Annotated in this window: 19 protein-coding genes and 1 tRNA gene; 6 read left to right on the top strand and 14 right to left on the bottom strand. The window is 65.8% G+C overall.

The window, feature by feature from the left end; translation table 11 throughout:
* Window positions 1–63: 63 nt before the first annotated feature.
* The 12 genes from O3684_RS08095 to O3684_RS08040 form a co-directional block, all read right to left on the bottom strand.
* Window positions 64–777: a hypothetical protein gene (locus O3684_RS08095; protein WP_500066215.1), complete on the bottom strand. Its 714-nt coding sequence runs from the start codon at window positions 775–777 to the stop codon at window positions 64–66.
* 39 nt (window positions 778–816) lie between these two features.
* Entirely contained in the window at window positions 817–1,503 is a 687-nt protein-coding gene (locus O3684_RS08090; protein WP_500066214.1) for a hypothetical protein, read from the bottom strand.
* A gap of 19 nt (window positions 1,504–1,522) precedes the next feature.
* Complete coding sequence (locus O3684_RS08085) at window positions 1,523–2,224, bottom strand: hypothetical protein (protein ID WP_500066212.1); 702 nt, start codon at window positions 2,222–2,224, stop codon at window positions 1,523–1,525.
* Window positions 2,225–2,302: 78 nt separating this feature from the next.
* Window positions 2,303–3,172 carry a hypothetical protein gene (locus O3684_RS08080; RefSeq protein ID WP_500066211.1) on the bottom strand — a complete coding sequence of 290 codons (870 nt, stop codon included), beginning with the start codon at window positions 3,170–3,172 and terminating at the stop codon, window positions 2,303–2,305.
* Window positions 3,173–3,227: 55 nt separating this feature from the next.
* Window positions 3,228–3,779 (bottom strand): hypothetical protein, encoded by a 552-nt coding sequence (locus O3684_RS08075; protein ID WP_500066210.1) that lies wholly within the window; start codon window positions 3,777–3,779, stop codon window positions 3,228–3,230.
* Window positions 3,780–4,215: 436 nt separating this feature from the next.
* Window positions 4,216–4,437, bottom strand: coding sequence for a hypothetical protein (locus tag O3684_RS08070; protein WP_500066208.1), 222 nt, complete (start codon window positions 4,435–4,437; stop codon window positions 4,216–4,218).
* Window positions 4,438–4,444: 7 nt separating this feature from the next.
* Window positions 4,445–5,095 carry a hypothetical protein gene (locus O3684_RS08065; RefSeq protein WP_500066207.1) on the bottom strand — a complete coding sequence of 217 codons (651 nt, stop codon included), beginning with the start codon at window positions 5,093–5,095 and terminating at the stop codon, window positions 4,445–4,447.
* 45 nt (window positions 5,096–5,140) lie between these two features.
* Window positions 5,141–5,851, bottom strand: coding sequence for a hypothetical protein (locus O3684_RS08060; RefSeq protein WP_500066206.1), 711 nt, complete (start codon window positions 5,849–5,851; stop codon window positions 5,141–5,143).
* Window positions 5,852–5,858: 7 nt separating this feature from the next.
* Window positions 5,859–6,338, bottom strand: a complete 480-nt coding sequence (locus O3684_RS08055; protein WP_500066204.1) for a hypothetical protein — start codon at window positions 6,336–6,338, stop codon at window positions 5,859–5,861.
* On the bottom strand, window positions 6,335–6,955 hold the full coding sequence (locus O3684_RS08050) for a hypothetical protein (RefSeq protein ID WP_500066202.1): 621 nt from the start codon (window positions 6,953–6,955) through the stop codon (window positions 6,335–6,337). The genes O3684_RS08055 and O3684_RS08050 overlap by 4 nt, the downstream gene beginning before the upstream one ends.
* Window positions 6,956–7,012: 57 nt before the next feature.
* Complete coding sequence (locus O3684_RS08045; protein WP_500063100.1) at window positions 7,013–7,615, bottom strand: GDSL-type esterase/lipase family protein; 603 nt, start codon at window positions 7,613–7,615, stop codon at window positions 7,013–7,015.
* Window positions 7,616–7,669: 54 nt separating this feature from the next.
* Window positions 7,670–11,560, bottom strand: a complete 3,891-nt coding sequence (locus tag O3684_RS08040) for a multifunctional oxoglutarate decarboxylase/oxoglutarate dehydrogenase thiamine pyrophosphate-binding subunit/dihydrolipoyllysine-residue succinyltransferase subunit (protein WP_500066201.1) — start codon at window positions 11,558–11,560, stop codon at window positions 7,670–7,672.
* 266 nt (window positions 11,561–11,826) lie between these two features.
* Here O3684_RS08040 and O3684_RS08035 point away from each other — a divergent pair, with 266 nt between their 5' ends.
* The 5 genes from O3684_RS08035 (at window position 11,827) to O3684_RS08015 (ending at window position 16,737) form a co-directional block, all read left to right on the top strand.
* On the top strand, window positions 11,827–13,158 hold the full coding sequence (locus tag O3684_RS08035) for a hemolysin family protein (protein WP_500066199.1): 1,332 nt from the start codon (window positions 11,827–11,829) through the stop codon (window positions 13,156–13,158).
* Window positions 13,155–14,189: a hemolysin family protein gene (locus O3684_RS08030; protein WP_500066197.1), complete on the top strand. Its 1,035-nt coding sequence runs from the start codon at window positions 13,155–13,157 to the stop codon at window positions 14,187–14,189. The genes O3684_RS08035 and O3684_RS08030 overlap by 4 nt, the downstream gene beginning before the upstream one ends.
* Before the next feature lie 68 nt (window positions 14,190–14,257).
* Window positions 14,258–15,331: a M23 family metallopeptidase gene (locus O3684_RS08025; RefSeq protein ID WP_500066195.1), complete on the top strand. Its 1,074-nt coding sequence runs from the start codon at window positions 14,258–14,260 to the stop codon at window positions 15,329–15,331.
* Window positions 15,328–16,155: a glycerophosphodiester phosphodiesterase family protein gene (locus O3684_RS08020; protein WP_500066193.1), complete on the top strand. Its 828-nt coding sequence runs from the start codon at window positions 15,328–15,330 to the stop codon at window positions 16,153–16,155. Before O3684_RS08025 ends, O3684_RS08020 begins: the two co-directional genes overlap by 4 nt.
* Window positions 16,156–16,320: 165 nt before the next feature.
* On the top strand, window positions 16,321–16,737 hold the full coding sequence (locus O3684_RS08015; protein ID WP_500066192.1) for a hypothetical protein: 417 nt from the start codon (window positions 16,321–16,323) through the stop codon (window positions 16,735–16,737).
* Window positions 16,738–16,812: 75 nt separating this feature from the next.
* On the opposite strand, the gene O3684_RS08010 is transcribed toward O3684_RS08015, so the two are convergent.
* Together O3684_RS08010 and O3684_RS08005 are read right to left on the bottom strand one after the other, a co-directional pair.
* Complete coding sequence (locus tag O3684_RS08010; protein WP_500066190.1) at window positions 16,813–18,231, bottom strand: sodium:proton antiporter; 1,419 nt, start codon at window positions 18,229–18,231, stop codon at window positions 16,813–16,815.
* A gap of 197 nt (window positions 18,232–18,428) precedes the next feature.
* Window positions 18,429–18,504: transfer RNA gene (locus tag O3684_RS08005), tRNA-Arg, on the bottom strand.
* A 100-nt stretch (window positions 18,505–18,604) separates the two neighbouring features.
* On the opposite strand from O3684_RS08005, the gene O3684_RS08000 reads away from it, so the two are divergent.
* Complete coding sequence (locus O3684_RS08000; RefSeq protein ID WP_500066188.1) at window positions 18,605–19,060, top strand: ribose-5-phosphate isomerase; 456 nt, start codon at window positions 18,605–18,607, stop codon at window positions 19,058–19,060.
* Window positions 19,061–19,565 lie beyond the last annotated feature (505 nt).

Below are 19,565 nucleotides of genomic sequence, written 5' to 3'. Positions count from 1 at the left end.
CCTCGTCGATCGAGGATCACGGTCGCAAGCCACGGCCGCAGGCCGCCCTGCGCCACTAGGCAACTAGTCGAGGCGCGCGTCCACCAGCGTTTTACTGTGGACGTACATGTCGATGGTCAGCGGCGTCTGGTCGGGGTGGAGGACGCAGCCGTCGTAGAGCGGATGAATGATGCCCGACAGCTGGGAAATGTCCTGCTCAGAGGTGGCGATGGTGAAGGTGTGTTGGGTGCCATCCTCGAAGCGCATGACGAAGTGGTTGTTGTAGCTGGTGCCTCCGGTGAACCACTGTGATCGTGTGACGGTGTCTTGGGCGTAGCTGCAGGAGGCGACAGCTCGCGGTTGGGGTCCTTGGACCAGGTCGATCACCGCGTGCGTGAGAAAGTAAAAGACCGGTGCGGCAATCACGAGGACGCCGAATGCCATCGAGGCGAGGTTGTCCAGCTGCTTGCGTACCGCCCGCCGGTCCCCGGAGCGCTTCGCGGCGCGCAGGTCTGGTATGGAGGCGAGGAGGGTAGCGACTGCGCCGATGACGACGAGGAGCCCCAGACAGCACAGGATGATGACGCCGACGAGTTTGCTCCTCCCATACGAACCCATGTTGTACATGACGACGATGATCGTGATGATCAACGCCGGGGGAACGAGGACGAGCAGGAACAGGGAGCGTCCGGTGCGTCGGCCCTGCTTCGCGGCGGCGGGTGCGGGTGTCGGAGGCAGGGGAGGAGTAGGGGGAGTATCAGGAACTGGAGGCAGGGGAGGGGTACTGGGAAAACTCATGGGGTCGTGTCCTGTGTGTGGAGGCCGTGGAGCCTGGTGCTAGCCGAGGTGGGCCTCGATAATCCGCCAGCTGCGGGGCATGACCTGTAGCGTCATGGAAGTCTGACCCGGATGGGTGACACAGGCGTCGTAGAGGGTGTCGTAGACCGCGAGGGAGTCGGCGGGTTCGGAATCCGGCGGTTGCAGGCTGATGTCTTGGACGCGGGTGGAGCCGTCTGCGAGCTGCATGGTGCTCTCGTAGACCTGATAGACGGTGGTTGTGCGCGATCCTCGTCTGCCGCTGCGCCATTCACGGTCGGCGACGCTACTCGTGCAGCTGGTGACGGTCACGGGTTTCGGCCCGCTTGCCAGGTCTTGGATGAGTGGGACGATGCGCACGGTGCTCAGTATCCCGAAAGAGATGGCGATGGCGACTCGTCCGGCGGCTTTCCAGCGGCGTCGGCGGGGGATCGCCTTGTCGACGCCGCGGGCCTGCGCCTCGCGGGCGTCGCGCAGCATCACGGGAATCGCCAGCGGGATCGTCAGGCAGGTGAGGAGGATGCTGAGGTTCATGCCGATGCCCGTCCACAGGCTGAGCGGCCCGTATTGCGCGCCGGTCTTCAGTGCGATTGGGAAGAGGATGAGCGGGGCGAACGTGAGGCCGCGGATGACGTAGTGGTGGTCGATGAGGTCCCTGTAGTCCTGCCGCGACGGCGGAAAGGAAGGATCACGTGGGGGTGTGCTCATGCTTCTCTCCTGTGCTTTGTCAGTCGATGCGTGCCTCGACGATGGACCACGTGTGGGGGTAGACCTCCATGGTCATGGAGGCGGACCCGGAGCGCGAAGCGCAGGCCTCGTAGAGGACGCCCGTGAGACCGCCGCGCGAGGCGATGTCCTCACCAGTGGCTGTTTTGATGACCGTGGCGCGCTTGGTGCCGTCAGCGAGCGTCATCGTGAAGGTGTTGTCCCAATCGTTGTCGGGCGTACGATCACCGCGCGTCCCCGGGTTTGACCGCGGTGTCTGCTCGTAGCTGCACGAAGTGACGGTGACGGTGGTGGTGCCCTCCTTCAGGTCGCGGAAGGCGGGCAGGCCGCGGCTGATCGACTGGAACCCCACGAATAACGCGATCACGAACAGGGCGACCATGGCGAAGGAACGCTGGTTGTATCTCTCGATATCGACGTCGCGCTTGGCCCGCCAAACGCCGAGGTACGCGAACGCGCACGCGATGAGGAGCCCGGCGACGAGGACGAGCCCAACGCCGCAGGCCTGCGCTTTCCACACGACGCGCTCGCGGCCGAAGTCTGTGTGATCTCCGATGAACCAGAAGGTGGCGATGGCAGCAATGACCAGAGCCACGAGGGCGGCCCCGATGGCCTTGGCGATCTTTTTGAGGACGCGTGTGCGTGTCGGGCCTTGCGCGGGCGAGGATGCCCGACGAGGAGAGGAAGTGGGGTTGCGTGACATGGGTTCCCTTTCAGACCACAGAGGTTGGGACGAGGCCGGGGCGCGTGCGCCGGCCTGCCGGGTGGGCGGGTCGACCGATCAGTTGTTGATCCTCGCGCTCGCGACGACCCTCGAGTGCGTGTAGTAACCGATGGTCATGGTCGCGTTGCCGGAGCGCAGGGCGCAGGCCTCGTAGAGGACGGCTGTCACGTCCCCTTGCCTCGCAATCTCATCCTTGCTGTCCGTCTCGACGGTCTGCGTGTGGGTCGAGCCATCCTCAAACGTCATGATGAACTGGTTCTTATACACGGTCGAGACGCCCCCGCGGGGGCGTGACCGACTCGTCTTGTACTGCTCGAAGCTGCATGACGTGACCGTCACAGTGTGTGGGCCGTCAGCGACGTCAAGCACCGCGGGAACGCCGTTCGACAGCGCGAAAACGGCAAAACCGAGGCCAAAGACGCCGACCATCCCCAGGCCGAGCTGGCGTTGTTGTGCCACTTTCTCATCGCCCCGCGCGCTCGCCACGAGGTAATTGCGCCGCGTAGCGGCATAGAGGGGAATCATGGCAAGGGCGAAGACGAGCGCGACGGCGCACTTGATGAGGGTCCAGACGATCCGTTCCGTGCCAAAGTCGAACATCTCGCCGAAGAAATAGAGGACTGTGCCAAGGAGGAGGCCCACGAGCGTGAGCAGGATCCACCACCCCGTGTGCTTCTTCGGCGCTGTGTCCTCGCCGGAAGGATCGTTGGGGGCAGGAACACTCTGAGAGGCCTCGTCGGCGTCGGACGACGCGGCATACGCCTGCCCGTATGGGGACCCCTGGTATGCCCAACCCTGGTACGACAGCGGCGGCAAGGAAGGCTGCGCGTCGCCCGCTTGCGGCTGCGGCACCTGCGGCTGATTGGCGGGCTGACTGCCGTCAGTGGACGGATCGTAGGGGGAGAGATAAGGGTATTGATTGCTCATGGTGGACCTGAGGGAAAGGGTGGGAACGAGGCCGGGGCGAGACTGATCGTGTGTGTCAGTTCAGGCGGGCGTCGACGATGATCCAGCTGTGCTCGTAGACGTCCAGGGTCATCGACGAGCTGCCCGATTGCACTTTACACGCCTGGTAGAGCACCTCGTAGGTACCGCCCATGGTCTGGATGCTCGCGGGCTGGTCTGTCTCGATGGTTGTCGTATGCAACGTCCCGTCCGCGAGGGTCATCGTGAAGTAGTTGTCGAACACGGTGCGTCCGCGGCCGCGCCGACGTGACTTTCGATGCGAGCCCTGCTCGTAGGTGCACGAGGTGACGGTGACGGTGTGGTGGCCTTCGACGAGGTCTTGGGCGGCCGGGACGCCGTAGGCGACGGAGAAGTAGCCGCTGAGGGGGAGGATGATGATGGCGAAGAACAGGGCGCGAACGCGCATGCTTCTGGTTGCGATGTCGCCGGCGGCCTTGGCTCGCCGCAATTCGCGGAAGGAGCGGGGGATGCTGACCAGGCACCCGATGGCGACGATGAGCGCGAGCCCGCTGGCCGCGGCCGTACAGGTGAGTCGATCCGTGCCGAAGTCGAATGAGCCTCCCACCACGGTGTAGATGAGGATGGCGAGGACGGCCAGGATCGTGAGGATGGTCGTCGCGAGGGAACGCTTCTTCTGTTGGATGGGGGCGCATCATCTTCCTCGTGCGAGGAGTCGGGCTGGGCGTACCCGTAGGAGGCGGCACCCGCGGGCGACTGGTTCTGCGGGTACCGGTAGTCGGCTTGCGGGTTGTGCTGGCCCTGATACTCGCTGCGGTAGCCGTCGGGCGACGCGGCACCGGGCACCTGGTAGGGGTGCCCGTACTGCGGATACTGGTATCCGGATGCCCGCTGGGAGTCGGTGCCCTGGTAGGAGGGGTACTGGTACTGGGAGGCATCGAAGGGCGGAATCTGTCTGGGGCCGGACGGGTTCGACGGGGAGTCGAACTGGTTGGGGTTGCTCATGCGGGGACCTATGATGTGAGGGGTGACGGGCGAGGCCTGGTCTAGGAGGGTGCACCCGCTGCGGTGGGCAGGTGCGCGGTGAGCGGCCAGGCGCCGACTTGCTCGTCGGTTTCCACAGTGCCGCTCACGCTATCGATGAGGGCGCGGATCTCACCCATGCGACGCCCGCCCAGGACGGATGCCTGGGCGCAGACGGGCGTCGGGGTGGGCTTAGCGAGGTTCGCGAGCAGCTTCTCGCGGCTGGTGGCTTTCTGCTTGGTCATGTGCCGCTCATTCCCCTCGCGCGTCGACGAGGACCCAGCTGTGGCGATAGACGTCCACGGTGAAGGTCGCGGAACCGGATCGCGTCACGCACGCGTCGTACAGAACAGCCCCGACACCGGTCGCGTGCTGGATTGAGGTTTGTGACCCGGTCTCGAATGTCGTTGTGTGTCTGGTGTAGTCGGCCGCAGTCATGATGAACTTGTTGTCGTACACGGTTGTGCTGCTGTGTCGGGATCGTTTTTCGGTGTGCGTGTCTTGCTCGAATCGACACGAGATAATGGTGACGGTTTGTGGCCCGTCGATCGCGTCCCGGATGCGGGGGAGGGCGTAGGTGACCGGGACGTAGCTGATGAGGGCGGACAGGAAGAAAGCGACACCGAGCAGGATGGAGATGACCGTCGCGCCGAGTCCTTTTCCGTTTTTTCCGGGGCGCGTGAAGCTATACGTGAGCAGGGCGATGACGAGCAGACAGCCAAGCGGGATGAGGAGCGCTGCCCCGGCGCCGATCAGTTCCCAGATGAACCTGTCTTTGCCGACGTCTCGCCCTTGCCCGCTCATCTGGTAGATGTAGACGCACCCGAGAATGAGCGCCACTGGGAAGGAGATGCGCGTTTTCTTGCGCCCGCGTCGGGACGTCTTCTGGGGTTGGGTGGTCATGATCTCCTGATGCAGGTGTTCGGGCGATGGTGGGCGAGGCCTGAGCTAGGAGGGTGCACCCGCTGCGGTGGGCAGGTGCGCGGTGAGCGACCAGGCACCGACTTGCTCGTCGGTCTCCACACTACCGCTCACGCTATCGATGAGGGCGCGTATCTCACCCATGCGACGCCCGCCCAGGACGGACGCCTCAGGCGTGAGGGCGCTGATGGTCAGTGTCAGCGCCCCGTCCATCGCAGACCCGGTGACGCTCACCGAGGCGTTCTTGTCGATTTCGGCGATGTGGGAGAGAACTAGGTAGATGATTTCCGCGCCCACGGCCTCGCGGAAGTCATTGAGCGGCGTGTGCTCAGTGAACAGGTTGATGATGGAAAAGCCGGACTGCTGCGCGTGGCTGATGGCGCCGTCGATGGTCGCGAAATTGCTCGGTGGTGCGGGCGGGGCTGGGCGCTCGCGGCTGGCCGCCTGGGCGCGGGCGGGCGTCGGGGTGGGCCCAGCGAGGTTCGCGGGCAGTGTCGCGGCTGGGTGGTCGAGGGCGTGGCGGGGAGGCGTCTTCCAATCCCTGTACAGGAATCGGATGCCGGCAGCGGCTGCGACCACGATGAAGATAATCAGATAGGAGGCCGATGCGGTGACGACGGCCGGTGCCCATGAGCGGGGTGAGAAGAAAGATCCCAGGACGATATTGAGGGACATGAAAGCGATGATGATTGCGCAGACGAGGAGCTTTTCGCGCGTGGTGACTTTCTGCTTGGTCATGTGAACCTCATTCCACTCGTGCGTCGACGATGATCCAGCTGTGGCTGTAGACATCGACGGTCAGGGATGTCGCGCCGGAACGCGCCTTGCATGTCTCATAGATGACGGCGTAGAGCCTGCTGGAGGACGCCTTCCCCTTGGCCTGCGCTCGGCGCCCACGCCTCCGCAGATAGGTAAAGAGAACCGCGCATGCGATCGCAGCGACGAGACCGATGGCGCACCATGCGGCCACCCACACGAGCCGCCAGAACCCGAAGTGCACGTACCTGCCGAGCGTCGCGAAGGCGTAGGCAATGGTGCCGAAGAAGCCGATGACGACGAATGCGAGCAGGTTTGCGCGCGTTGAGAACCCCCGCGGCAGGCGCTCGATCATCGACGAGGCCGGGGGGCGGTTGGCGGGACCGGGCGGGGGAGAGGTGGGGTACTGGTTGCTCATGGTCTCACTGACGTGTGTGGGATGGACGAGGCCGGGGCGCGTTCGCGTCACGCCTCACGGATAGCCTTCATGATCCCACTGCGTGGGTAGTAGTCGACGACGAGCGAGGTCGTGAAAGGGTGGACGACACATGCTTGATAGACAGCGTAGTAGGGGCTTGTTGGTTTCGTGAACTCGTCTTGCGTGTGCGTCGTGATGTCGAAGTGACGCGGCTTTCCTTCGTCAAAATGGAGGGTAAAAACGTTGCGGTAGTAGGTGCTGCCGCGACGCCCGTGCTCGGTGAGCGTCTGGAAGTTCTCACAGCTCGTGACGGCCCGCGTCTGGGGGCCTTGGCGGGCGTCGCTGGACAGCTCGCTGAAGGCTCCACCGCCCATGACGGTACACGCGGTCGCGACCAACGCGATGAGAGCAATGCCGACAAGTGTCTTGATCGCAGGGCCTGCGTCGCCAGGTTGATCCAGCTGTGCGCGCATCGTGCGCACAAGCGTCGGAAGGAGCGATAAGAGACAGATACCGAAGACAACGGCCGCGCCAGAGCCGATGAGTGAACAGACCAGCTGACGGACGCCGAAGTTCCCGGCCAGCAAAAACGCGCCGAGCATGACGACCGCGGATCCGACGATCACACAGGCCCATATGGCCATGCCGAGCTGTTGCCGAGCACTCATCGGACGGCTCTCGGGGGAGAAACGTGAATGACGTGGGTACACACATTCCTCCTGTGCTCACACGTCCGCCGGGATCGCTCCCGTCCACTCGTACCAGCCCTGGTGCTGGACGATCCACGCCATGAGGGCGTAGCCGGCCTGGCCGGGCAGGGTCTGGCCGTCCCCTCCGCGCGCGAGGGAGGCAGCCATGTCCTCGAACCACTGGTCGTGTGCGACCAGCGGTGTGTAGCAGTCGACGAAGGGGATGCCTCGGCGCGCGCACACCTCGGAGCACGAGGAGGACAGTGCCTTGAGGGATCCGGAGTCCACGCCCGCGAGCGGCGGGGGCCCGACGACGAAGCTAGGGATGCCGAGCGCGGTCGCCCGGTCGGTGATGTTGGCCAGGTTCAGGCGCGAGCGGGCCGTCGAGATGCCGGCCGCGACGTCGCCCGGACCCACACCGATGACGAGGCCGTGGGGCTCGCCCTCGGCCAGGCGCGGCAGGACCTCGGCCTCCCAGCGCGCAGCCATCTGCTTCGTCGTCTCTGAGGGGACGGCGAGGGTCAGGAACGTGGCGGGCAGATCGAAGGTCGAGTGAGCATTGACGCGACCGACCCAGCCCAGGCCTCGGGGGTCACCGACGCCGGCGACGAGCTCGTCTCCGATGAAGCAGATCCGCATGGTGTTCCTTTCCTGTGCCTCCCGCGCGAACCCAGATGATGCGCGCGATCCCTCTTAGCCTTCGAAGGCCTGCGCAATAAGGGTAGCTGCTTGCTCCTTGTGAAGCGAGGCACGTCCCGCGGCGGTCGTCGCGGACTCGGGGCGCGAGACCACGCGGACCGGGCGTCCCAGCGACGGGAAGAGGTTGAGCGCCAGGTGCGGCCACGCGCCCTGGTTGCGCGGTTCGTCCTGCACCCACGTTACCGACGCGTTCGGGTACTGGGCGAGGACTTCGGCCAGCTCGGCCTCGGGCAGCGGGTAGAGCTGCTCCAGGCGAATGATGGCCGTCGAGGTGTCGCCGCGGTGCTCGCGCTCCTTGGCGAGGTCGTAGTAGAGACGGCCGGAGCACAGCAGGACGCGTGTCACCGATGCAGGGTCGGTGATCGTGGTGTCGCCGATGATGGGCTGGAAGCCGCCGGAGGTGAACTCCTCGATGTGCGAGGATGCCGCCGACAGCCGCAGCAGCTGCTTGGGCGTGAACGCGATGAGGGGCTTGCGCGGGCGCTTGTAGGCCTGCGTGCGCAGCATGTGGAAGTGGTTCGCGGGCGTGGAGGGCTGAACGATCCACATGTTGTCCTGGGCGGCCAGCTGCAGGTAGCGCTCGATGCGCGCGCTCGAGTGGTCGGGTCCCTGTCCCTCGTAGCCGTGGGGCAGGAGCATGACGAGCGAGGAACGCTGGCCCCACTTCTGCTCGGCCGAGCACACGAATTCGTCGATGACGGTCTGCGCGCCGTTCGCGAAGTCGCCGAACTGCGCCTCCCAGATCGTCAGGGTCTCGGGGCTCTCCAGCGAGTAGCCGTAGTCGAAGGCCAGCACGCCGTACTCGCTCAGCGGGGAGTTCCACACGTCGAAGCGCGCCTGATTCTCGGTGAGGAAGCGCAGCGGGGTGAACTCGCGGCCATCGTTCGCGTCGTGTAGGATCGCGTGACGCTGCACGAAGGTTGCGCGGCCCACGTCCTCACCGGACAGGCGCACGCCGGTGCCTTCCATGAGGAGCGTGCCGAAGGCCAGGAGCTCCGCGAAGCCCCAGTCGATGGGCTTGTTACCCAGCGCCATCTCGAGGCGGCGCTCGCACAGCTGGCGCAGCTTCGGGTGGGGCTCGAAACCCTCGGGGAAGCGCGTGTGCGCGCGGCCGATGCGGCGCAGCTGCTCGGCGGGGGCCGCCGACGTCCAACCGATCATCATGCCGATGCCGGGCATCTGGGATTCCGGCATGGTCCATTCCTCGTCGGGGGATTCCCCGGCCTCGCCGACGCCGACGGTGAGCGCGGGGTCGTGCGTGCGGCTGCCCGGGTTGATCTCGGACACGGAAGAAGCACCGCCCGCGCGGGTCTCGTCAAGGATGCGCCCGAGTTCCGCCTCGTACTGGGTGATCGACTGGCGGGCCTCGTCCTCGGTGAGCTGACCGCGACCCACGAGGCCGCGGATGTACACGGCGCGCGTGGAGGGGATGCGGTCGATGAGGGAGTACATGACGGGCTGGGTCATCGACGGGTCGTCGCCCTCGTTGTGACCGCGACGGCGGTAGCACACCATGTCGATGATGACGTCCTTGTGGAAGGCGTTGCGGTACTCGAAGGCCAGGTGCGCGCAGCGGATGACGGCCTCGGGGTCGTCCGCGTTCACGTGCAGGATCGGGACCTGCAGGCCCTTGGCCAGGTCAGTCGCGTATCCGGTCGAGCGGCCCTGCGTCGGGCCGGTCGTGAAGCCGATCTGGTTGTTGACGATGATGTGGATCGTGCCGCCGGTCTTGTAGCCCTCAAGCTGGGAGAGGTTGAGGGTCTCCTGGACGACGCCCTGGCCGATGAAGGCCGCGTCGCCGTGGATGAGGATCGGGATGATCGGCAGGTCGGGGTCTCCCAGGTGCTCCTGCTTGGCGCGCACGATGCCCTCCAGGACACCGTCGGCGGCCTCCAGGTGTGAGGGATTGGCGCCCATGTAGACCTTGGTGGCTAGGCCGTCGTCAAGGGAGTAGACGCCCCACGTGCCCAGGTGGTACTTGACGTCGCCCGAACCCTGGACGGAGTTAGGCATGTAGTTGCCCTCGAACTCGTCGAAGATCTGCGCGTAGGACTTGCCCGCGATGTTGGCGAGCACGTTGAGGCGGCCGCGGTGCGCCATGCCAATGGCGACCTCGTGGATGCCGGTGCGCGCCGAGTCGGCCAGGATGTGGTCGAGCAGCGGGATCAGGGACTCGCCGCCCTCGAGCGAGAAGCGCTTTTGGCCCATGAACTTGGTCTGCAGGAACTCCTCGAAGGCCTCGGCGCGGATGAGGGTGCCCAGGATGTGGCGCTGCGCGTCGGGGGAGAGGGCCTCGTAGGGGCGCTCGATGCGCTTTTGGACCCAGGCGCGCTGCTCGGGATCCTGAATGTGCATGTATTCGATGCCGACCGTGCGCGTGTAGGTGTCGTGCAGGCGCGTGAGAATGTCGCGCAGCAGCATCTGGTCGGAGCCGCCGAAACCGCCCGTGGGGAAGGGACGATCCAGGTCCCACACGCTCAGGCCGTAGGAGGAAATATCGAGGTCGGGGTGGCGACGCACGCGGTAGGCCAGCGGGTCTGTGTCTGCGGCGAGGTGTCCGCGCGAACGGTAGGCGTGGATGAGCTCCGCGATGCGCGCGGGCTTGCCCTTCTCGTGGTTCGGGTCGTAGTCGTAGTCCGCTTCCCACGCGTAGGGGCGCGCGGGTACGTGCATCGAGGTGAAGACGCGCTCGTAGAAGCCGTCGCGGCCCGAGAGCTTGGCGTCCACGAGTGCCAGGAGGCGGCCCGACGCCGCGCCCTGGATGATGCGGTGATCGTAGGTGGAGGAGAAGAACATCGTCTTGCCGATGCCGAGGGCGGCCAGGCGCTTGGGGGAGACGCCGCGGTATTCCGCCGGGTAGTCGGTGGCGCCCACGCCGATGATGAGGCCCTGGCCGACCATGAGGCGCGGCACGGAGGTGGTGGTGCCCAGCGTGCCCGGGTTCGTCAGGGTGACCGAGGTGCCCTGGAAGTCGGCGGTCGTCAGCGTCGCGTTGCGGGCGCGCGTGACGAGGTCCTGGTAGGCGTCGACGAACTCGGCGAAGGTCAGCGTGTCGGCGTCGTGGATGACGGGGACCTTCAGGGAGTGGTTGCCCTGCGCGTCGGCCACGTCGATGGCCAGGCCGAAGCCGATGTGCGCGAGCTGCTCGACGGCGGGCTTGCCGCCCTCGATCGTGTAGCGCACGTTGAGGTCAGGCATCTCGCACAGCGCTTCCACCAGCGCGTAGCCGATGAGGTGGGTGAATGAGACCTTGCCGCCGACCGTGCGCGCCAGGTGCGCGTTGATGAGGGCACGGTTTTCGATGAGGAGCTTGGCCGGGATCTGGCGCTGGGAGGTGGCCGTGGGGATGGAGAGCGAGGCCTCCATGTGCTTGGCGGTCGCGCGCGCGGCGGACTTGAGGATGTGGAGCTCATCCTGCGAGGGGGCACCCTGGAAAAGGGTGAAGGCTGCGCGCCCGTGCTGCTGGCGCGTGTAGGGGCTGGTGGCCTCCGCGACGGCGGCGGGCGGTGCGGGCGGCAGGTCCGAGCGCGTCACGGAGACGACATGGGCGTCCGGCTGGCGCGAGGCCTCGGGAGCGTCGTCCTCAATGTCGAGGGTGGGCGGCGTGACCGATGCGGGAATCGCGTGATCAGTGGGGGCCGAGGCCGACTCGAGTGTGGGTGTGCCCTCGGGGATCGCGGGGCGCTTGGCTCGCAGCTGCGGGGGAGCGGACTCGGTGGAGAAATAGGCTCGCCAGGAGGGATCCAGGAGCTGGGGATCGCGCTCGTAGAGGTCTCGCATCTTCGCGATGTACCACTGGGGATCGGGCTGAGAAGCGGTGGGAGTGGGCACGTATTCCTCCGTAAGTGTCGCGCCGCGCGCATGGGCAAAATCCCGCGCGGCCATACCTCAATAATTCTACCGCCGCGTGACCGTCTTCACGAAACCTGGTATGCCTTTGGCGTGTACTTCAAGGGTCTTTGGTCCGTTGGAGAATGATTGTTGGCACATGCGCCGCGGTGTGTGGAAATGCGCGCTGGGGGAGAGGGGCTGGGACGCTAGACTGGAACCATCATGGACTGCGACACTGTCGGCTGTACTGCCGCTCTTTCTCACCCCTTGCCCGCGCGTCTGCCCGCGACCAGCCCCGCCCTCGTGGAGGGGGATGCGCGATGATCACAGCGCTCATGCTTGTGCTTGGCATCGTCTTGACCGCCGGCACCTTCGTCTTCGTGTCCGCCGAGTTTTCCCTCGTCGCGGTCGACCAGGCCGTCCTCGAGAAGAAAGCGGAGGAGGGGGATCGCGGCGCCGCATCCGTCCTGCGGGCCACCCGGACTCTTTCCACTCAGCTGTCGGGCGCTCAGGTGGGCATCACGCTGACCACGATCCTGCTCGGCTACACGACGCAGAGCGCTCTGGCTGAGCTGCTGGAGGACCTGCTCGGATCGGTCGGCCTCGCGTGGGGCCTGGCGACCGGCATCGCGGCATTCGTGGCTGCCGCGTTCATCAACGTTTTCTCGATGCTCTTCGGTGAGCTCGTCCCCAAGAACCTCGCCCTGGCCCATCCGCTGGCCACGGCCGTACGTGTCGTTCCCTTCCAGATGGTCTTCACGGTGATCGCCCGACCCATCATCTGGGTGCTGGGTGGCACGGCAAACTGGGTGCTCTCCCGCATGGGTATCGAGCCGCAGGAAGAGATCTCGTCCGCGCGATCCGCCTCCGAGCTGGCGGCCCTCGTCGAGCACTCCGTCGAAGAGGGGACCTTCGACATGTCCACGGCCGACCTCTTCGTCAACACGATCCGCATGTCCACCCTGAGCGCCGCCGACGTCATGACCGACCGCGGCCGCCTGCACACCCTCAGCGAAGGCGACAGCGCCCAGGACGTGCTCGACCTGGCCCACGAAACCGGGCACTCCCGATTCCCGGTGATCGGCGACGACTCCGACGACATCCTCGGCCTGGTGTCCCTGCGCCGCGCGGTCGCCGTACCCGCCGAGCGGCGCGCCGAGGTCCCCGTTGTGTCGTCGTCGCTCCTGACGGACGCGCCTTCGGTTCCCGAGACCGCGCCGATCGGTCCTCTCATGGTTCAGCTGCGCGACGAAGGCCTGCAAATGGCCGTCGTCGTCGACGAGTACGGCGGCGTGTCCGGCATTGTGACGCTCGAGGACGTCGTTGAGGAGATCGTCGGCGAGGTTTCCGACGAGCACGACCAGCGTCGCCTCGGTATCCGCCCGCGCCCCGACGGGACCTTCCTTGTTCCCGGCACGCTGCGCCCCGATGAGCTCGCGCGCCGCACGGACATCAACCTGCCCGAGGACGGCCCCTACGACACGATCGGCGGCCTCGTCATGAATGAGCTGGGTGAGATCCCCTGCGTCGGCTCGCGCGTGAGCGTCGATGGTATCGGCATCGAGGTCACCCAGATGCAGGGCAGGCGCGTTGCCCAGGTGGCGATCACGCCCGCGGCCTCCGAGGATACCGATGAGGAGGTGTCCCTGTGAGCGTCGGGGTTGGTCTCGCTATCACCGTGGCCCTGCTGGCCGTCAACGCGTTCTTCGTGGCCGGCGAGTTCGCCGTCACCTCGACGCGTCGCTCGCAGGTCGAGCCTCTCGCGGACGAGGGGGTGCGCGGAGCCGGCGCTGCTCTCTTCGCCCTGCGGCACGTCTCCCTCATGCTGGCGATCTGCCAGCTGGGTGTGACGGTCGCGTCCACGACCCTGGGCGTCGTCGCCGAGCCCGCGATCGCGCACCTCGTCGAGTCGCCGCTTGAGCGCCTGGGCGCGCCCGAGGCGACCAGCCACGTCGTCGGATTTGCGGCGGCCCTCGTCATCGTCCTCTTCTGCCATGTCGTGTTCGGCGAGATGGTCCCCAAAAACGTCTCGATTGCCGCCCCCGTGCGGATGCTGCTGGTCCTGGCCCCCGTCCTCGTGCGCCTGGGCCACGTCCTGCGTCCGATCATCGAGGCCATGGATCACTTCGCGAACTGGTTTGTGCGCATGGCGGGCTACGAGCCGCGCTCGGAAATCTCGGCCACCTACACGGTCGAGGAGGTGGCCTCGATCGTCGTCGCTTCGCAGGCCGAAGGCGTGCTGACAGATGAGCTGGGTCTGCTCAGTGGCACCCTGGAGTTCTCCGAGGAAACCGCTGGGACCGCGATGGTTCCCCTCGACAAGCTCGTCGTGCTGCCGCAAGGGGCTACCCCCGCCGACGTCGAGGAGCAGGTCGCCCACACGGGCTATTCGCGCTTCCCGATCGCTGGGGACGACGGCTCCATCGTCGGCTACGTTCACCTCAAAGACGTCCTGTACGCCACCGGGGAGGATCGCGAGCAGCCGATCACGCCGTGGCGCATCCGTCGCCTCGAGGCCGTGTCCTCCGGCGACCAGGTCGAGGATGCGCTGCGCCACATGCAGCGCACCGGTGTCCACTGCGCTCTCGTGCGCGACGCGGGCGTCGTCGTCGGCATCCTCTTCCTCGAAGACATCCTCGAGCTGCTGGTCGGCGAAGTCCGAGATGCTCTCCAGCGCCCGTGACGCGGCGCGATCAGCAAGGTACATTAGATCGAGGCCCGCAAACGACGAACACAGATGAGGGGGAGAGCGTGAGCGACATCGAATGCCCGCTGCCGAAGCGGTCACAGCTGCGCGCCGCGCGCTCCGAGAGCGGCGAGGACTCCCAGGAGACCCCGATCACCGCGGCGATTCCGCTCGACCTGGATCCCGCTGCGCCGCCGCCCCCTCGCGCCGCGGTCACGCGTCACGAAGCCGCACCCGACGAGGCAGCCCCGGCCTCGCCCGTGGCCGAACCCGAGAACGTGGCCGAACCCGAAAGCCAGGCCGAACCCGAGGACCGGGCCGAACTCGAGAGTGAGGCTGAACCCGGGAGCGAGGCCCCGGCCTCGTCCGCTGGCCGACGCCGAGACGTCCACCCCGTGGGCTACGTGCTGCGCGCCCTCCTCGTCCTGGGCCTGGCGGGCACGACGATCGCCGTCCCCATGACGGGACGCGTCGGCTCCGACTCGTCTTTGACCGTGCCCGCGCGCGCTTTCGGCACCTCGGTGGGCGGACCCAGCTGGGCCGTGTCCTCCGCGCTGCCGCAGGCGACCGCCCTGGACGGCACCCTCACCGCGAACTCCCGCGCCAAGGCGAAGGCCCCCGTGTCCATCACCGGCTGCGCGTCGGGCAACGGCGCGGACGGCAACCGCAACGTGCGCGTCGTCGCCGACACGATCTACTGGCCGCTGCCGGAGGGGTCCTACACGATCACGTCGCCCTTCACGATGCGTATTTCGCCCGTCTCCGGCCAGCTCCTGGCCCACGAGGGTATCGACATGGCCGCCCCGCTCGACACGCCCATCACGGCCGTGTACGGCGGCGTCGTCGAAGAGGTTGCGGAGAACTCGCGCTCGGGCGCCTACGTGCAGATCAAGCACACAAAGTCCGACGGCACCGTCTTCCACTCCGCCTACCTGCACCAGTACATGAACAAAATTAAGGTGAAGGTCGGCGACACCGTGACCGCCGGACAGGTCATCGGCGCGGTCGGCAACAATGGCTGGTCGACGGGCCCCCACCTGCACTTCGAAATCCACGACTCCTCGGATACCCCCGTGGACCCCGAGTCGTGGATGGAGGCAAACAAAGCTGTTTATCTCGGACAGGAGTCTTGCTCATGATGCCCGTCACGATGCGTCAGGGACCCATCATTTTCGCCCACCGCGGCGGCAGTGAAGAGGCACCCGAAAACACGATGAGCGCGTTCGCGCACACGTACGAGGCCGGGATCCGCCACGTGGAGACGGACGCTCACATCACCGCTGACGGCAAGGTCGTCCTCTGCCACGACGTGACCGTGGAGCGCTGCTACGACGGGACCGGCGCAATCGCCCAGATGACGTGGCGCGAGCTGTCTAAGCTGCGTCACCGCGACTCCGGGGAACAGATGCCGCTGCTCGCTCAGGTTCTCGAGGCTTTCCCTGACATGTACTTCAACATTGATGCGAAGGAACCGGGCGTTGAGGGGCCGCTCCTCGACGTCATCGCTGACCACGACGCGGCCAACCGTGTGCTGGTGGCCTCCTTCTCCGAGCCTCGTCTGCGTTCCGTGCGCGATACTGCGGCTTCGGACCCGGCCCGAGCGGTCGCCACGTCTCTCGGCACCGAGGCCGTCGTGCGCCTCGTGGGCGCCGCGAAGAGCGCCACGAACCCCGCCTGGTGGCACGTGCCCGGCCCTCGCCAGGGCGCCATCGCCGCGCAGGTTCCCATGCACCAGGGCCCCATCCGCGTCGTCGACGAGCGCTTCGTGGCCACCGCCCACACCCTGGGCCTGGCCGTCCACGTGTGGACCATCAACACGGTGGCCGACGTGCTGCGCCTCCTCGAGGTCGGCGTCGACGGCATCATCACCGACCGCCCCGTCTTCCTGCGTGACTTCCTCGATGCTCGCGGCCTGTGGACCCAGCCTCCGGCTCCCGGTTCCGTCTCTGGGCCGAGGGACTGAGGCTATTGCTTGAAATGGCGGGTGCGCACCGGTGAGTGCGCACCCGTTAACGCGTCCTCGTTCGCCATTGGGAGGCCCTGGAAGCTCTGGCAATGCCAGGCCACAGCCCCATGCGCCCTCACACTGGTCCGACAACCCACATGAGTTGAGACACGAAAGGGGCCCATGCAAGACAGCATCGTCACATCGTTGTGCCTCTTCGGCCTGTGGATCTTGCTCGCCGCCATCCTGTGGGTGGAGACGAACTCAACCGGCCGAATCGGCGTCGCCTGGCGCAACGCGAACATCAACAGCCAGGTCTCCAAGAATGTGCGCGCGATTTGCATCCCGGCGTTTCTGTGCCTGTGCTACCTCGCCGCCTTCATCAAGGTAGTGGCCTACTACGGTGCCTTGCCACGGGCGCTTTTCGGGCTCACTGCCCTCGAGATCGTCGCCGGGATCGTCATGGTCGGCGGCCTGCTACCGATCCGCTATCCTGCCGACTGGTATCCCACCTACCCCGATCCCCTCAGCGAACAGTGGCCCGACGAGGGAAACGAGGGGGAGACCGGCGAAGAGGAATACAAGGAAGACTCTCCCTAGGGTCTGACACCACACAGCGAGGGGGCGGAGCCGCTTGGCTCCGCCCCCTTCGACGCATGTGTCAGGACCACTGACTCACTCGTTGCCGCTGAAGTCGGCCACGGCCTCGTCCAGGCCCGCGCGGCGGATGCGCACGAGCGAGAGGAAGGCCAGGCCGAGCGCCAGAGCGATGCCCAGGCCTCGAACCAGCCAGGACTCACCCACGAAGATCATCGCCATGGCAGCCAGGACGGGCACCAGGAGCGTGAACGCGTAGCCCACGTAGCGGCCAAACGACGGCATGGGAACCCCGTCGGCCTCGGCGACCGACTTGACCATGAAGTTCGGACCGTTGCCGATGTACGTGATAGCGCCACAGAACACGGCGCCCAGCGAAATCGGAATCAGGTAGTACTCGGGCACGCCCGCGATCAGGGTGCCCTCGCCGCCGGACGCCTTCGCCATCTCGAAGAACGTCATGTACGTCGGAGCGTTATCCAGGACCGACGACAGGCCGCCAGTGAACACGAAGTATGTCATGCGGGTCAGCGGCAGAGATGGGGCAATCTGCTCCAGGTAACGCAGCGCGGGCGCCATCGTCGAGAAGATGCCGATGAACAGGGTCGCAACCTCCATGATCGGGCCCCATGTGAACGCGTTCTCCTCGAAGCGCACCTTCTTGTCCGAGAGCTTGTAGGACAGGCCCGCGACCGCGAACATGATGATCTCGCGCCACGGCACCAGGTCGACCCACGACTCGAAGTGGCCCTCGGCGAGAGCCTCGCCATCCCACGACGGAGCGAAAGCGACAGACAGGATGATGATCGCGAAGAACAGCAGGTTGATCTTTCCGTGCAGGCGCAGGGGCTGCACGTCGCGGTCGTCGGCCTCAATGGAGGAGGTGTCCTCGGAGGCGTAGCGCACGCGGTCGATCGAGTAGTAGGTGAGGAGCAGCAGCACCAGGACGAACAGCCACTCCTTCCACAGTGCGAACGTCCACGAGAACGGCACGCCGTGCAGGTAGCCGAGGAACAGCGGCGGGTCGCCGAGCGGAGTCAGTATGCCGCCGCAGTTCGCCACAATGAAGATCGTGAACAGGACCGTGTGCACGCGGTGCTTACGTTCCTTATTCGTCTCCAGGAGCGGGCGGATCAGCAGCATGGCCGCGCCCGTCGTCCCAATGAACGACGCCAACAGGCCGCCGATCGCCAGGAAGATCGTGTTGTTACGCGGAGTCGCCTTAATGTCGCCGGCCAGGTGAATGCCGCCGGACACCACGAACAGCGCGAAGAGCAGCGCGATGAACTGCACGTACTCCACGCCCGTGGCGATGAGCGGTCCGGTGCCCGCCCTCATGAACATCCAGACCGTCGTCGGCACGCCGAGAGCGAGCGCGACGGAGAGCTGGGAGCATTCCTTTTCCCACCAGTGCGAGGTCTTCGGGATGATAGGCAAGAGCGCGATGCACGCGAGCATCGCAACGAAGGGGAGCAGGCTCCACCAGGGGTAGGTCATCGGCCAGTCCTTGGTTGACGATAGATACGCCCACCATTTTATGGGGTAGGGGAGTGGGGCGTGGAGTGTTCCGGCAGGTGGGAGTGGCCTCATCGACGAGGCCGGGGCGCGTGCGCGCGTAGGTTTCCGTCGGGCGAACGCGGGCATTGCTGGCCGCCGGGTGTATGTGCGCGCGAGTGGGTATGCGTGGGTATGCGTGGCACCCCGAACAGGACTCGAACCTGCGACCTCTTGCACCGGAGGCAAGCGCTCTATCCGCTGAGCTATCGGGGCAGCTCGGCCAGTCTAGCAGGGTTTCATACATCCACGCGGAACGGTGATGTGTGCCATACTAGTGGACGTTGCTTGTTTGAGAACTCTTCAGGAGGATCCCATGCGCGTTCATATCGGCACCGATCACGCCGGTTTCGAACTCAAGGAAAAGGTTGTCGCCCACCTGCGCGAGGCCGGTCACGATGTCGTTGACCATGGTGCTCACGCCTACGATGCGCTCGATGACTACCCGCCGTTCTGCATTGAGGCAGCCCAGGCCGTCGTCAGCGAGCCGGGTAGCCTCGGCATCGTCATCGGTGGCTCCGGCAATGGTGAGCAGATGGTCGCCAATTGCGTGGAAGGCGTGCGCGCCGCCCTCGTGTGGTCTGATGCGACCGCGCGTCTGGCTCGCGAGCACAACGATGCGAACGTCATTGCCGTTGGCGCCCGCCAGCACAGCGAGGAAGAGGCTATCGCGCTCATTGATGCGTTCCTCGAGACCCCCTTCAGCGGCGACGAGCGTCACCAGCGCCGCATCGACCTGATGAAGGACTACGAGCGTTCCGTGCGCGCCTGATAGTCGCTCGCGTTTGCGCTGATAGAACTGACAGATACGAGGCGGGGCCGGTGAATGATCACCGGCCCCGTTTTGTGTGCCGTCTTTCTGGATGCTCGGCAGTTTCGCATGCAATTCCCCAGTGAGTCCTTCGGGCCGTGATGACAGATCCTTGAGATTCCAACGCTTTTGAGTACGCGCGGATCCGGGCGGTTATGGAATTGCATGCGACTTTGAGCGTGCGTGTCCGCGTCGGGGAGTGCGGGGAGAGTTTTGTACCGGTTGGCCTTGAGGCGGGGATTGCCCGGAGAGTTTTGTACCGGGGAGTGTGCGCTGCGTGGCTGGTGGGTGGTGGTCTGCGGGAAAAGATTCTCCCTGCTCGGGTTGTTTGCGTCTGGACCGGGATATTTTTCTCCCTGCTCGCGCTAGATGGGCTGAAATGGGCGTTTTTTGCTGTGCTGGGAGAGTTTTGTACCGGTTGTGGCCTTACACGCCGTGTGCTGGGAGAGTTTTGTACCGGTTGGCC

Source organism: Pauljensenia sp. 20925_1_27, from assembly GCF_041432835.1.
Classification (GTDB): Bacteria; Actinomycetota; Actinomycetes; order Actinomycetales; family Actinomycetaceae; genus Pauljensenia.
The sequence above is the reverse complement of the archived record's forward strand: the minus strand, read 5'-3'. Positions and strand labels throughout refer to the sequence as shown.

Excerpts from the sequence above, each read along its gene's own strand:
- O3684_RS08060 (WP_500066206.1), bottom strand. The coding sequence starts at position 5,851 with ATGACCAAGCAGAAAGTCACCACGCGCGAAAAGCTCCTCGTCTGCGCA.
- O3684_RS08000 (WP_500066188.1), top strand. The coding sequence starts at position 18,605 with ATGCGCGTTCATATCGGCACCGATCACGCCGGTTTCGAACTCAAGGAA.
- O3684_RS08045 (WP_500063100.1), bottom strand. The coding sequence starts at position 7,615 with ATGCGGATCTGCTTCATCGGAGACGAGCTCGTCGCCGGCGTCGGTGAC.
- O3684_RS08015 (WP_500066192.1), top strand. The coding sequence starts at position 16,321 with ATGCAAGACAGCATCGTCACATCGTTGTGCCTCTTCGGCCTGTGGATC.
- O3684_RS08085 (WP_500066212.1), bottom strand. The coding sequence starts at position 2,224 with ATGTCACGCAACCCCACTTCCTCTCCTCGTCGGGCATCCTCGCCCGCG.
- O3684_RS08090 (WP_500066214.1), bottom strand. The coding sequence starts at position 1,503 with ATGAGCACACCCCCACGTGATCCTTCCTTTCCGCCGTCGCGGCAGGAC.
- O3684_RS08095 (WP_500066215.1), bottom strand. The coding sequence starts at position 777 with ATGAGTTTTCCCAGTACCCCTCCCCTGCCTCCAGTTCCTGATACTCCC.
- O3684_RS08035 (WP_500066199.1), top strand. The coding sequence starts at position 11,827 with ATGATCACAGCGCTCATGCTTGTGCTTGGCATCGTCTTGACCGCCGGC.
- O3684_RS08020 (WP_500066193.1), top strand. The coding sequence starts at position 15,328 with ATGATGCCCGTCACGATGCGTCAGGGACCCATCATTTTCGCCCACCGC.
- O3684_RS08040 (WP_500066201.1), bottom strand. The coding sequence starts at position 11,560 with ATGGCCGCGCGGGATTTTGCCCATGCGCGCGGCGCGACACTTACGGAG.
- O3684_RS08010 (WP_500066190.1), bottom strand. The coding sequence starts at position 18,231 with ATGACCTACCCCTGGTGGAGCCTGCTCCCCTTCGTTGCGATGCTCGCG.
- O3684_RS08070 (WP_500066208.1), bottom strand. The coding sequence starts at position 4,437 with ATGACCAAGCAGAAAGCCACCAGCCGCGAGAAGCTGCTCGCGAACCTC.
- O3684_RS08080 (WP_500066211.1), bottom strand. The coding sequence starts at position 3,172 with ATGAGCAATCAATACCCTTATCTCTCCCCCTACGATCCGTCCACTGAC.
- O3684_RS08050 (WP_500066202.1), bottom strand. The coding sequence starts at position 6,955 with ATGAGTGCTCGGCAACAGCTCGGCATGGCCATATGGGCCTGTGTGATC.
- O3684_RS08065 (WP_500066207.1), bottom strand. The coding sequence starts at position 5,095 with ATGACCACCCAACCCCAGAAGACGTCCCGACGCGGGCGCAAGAAAACG.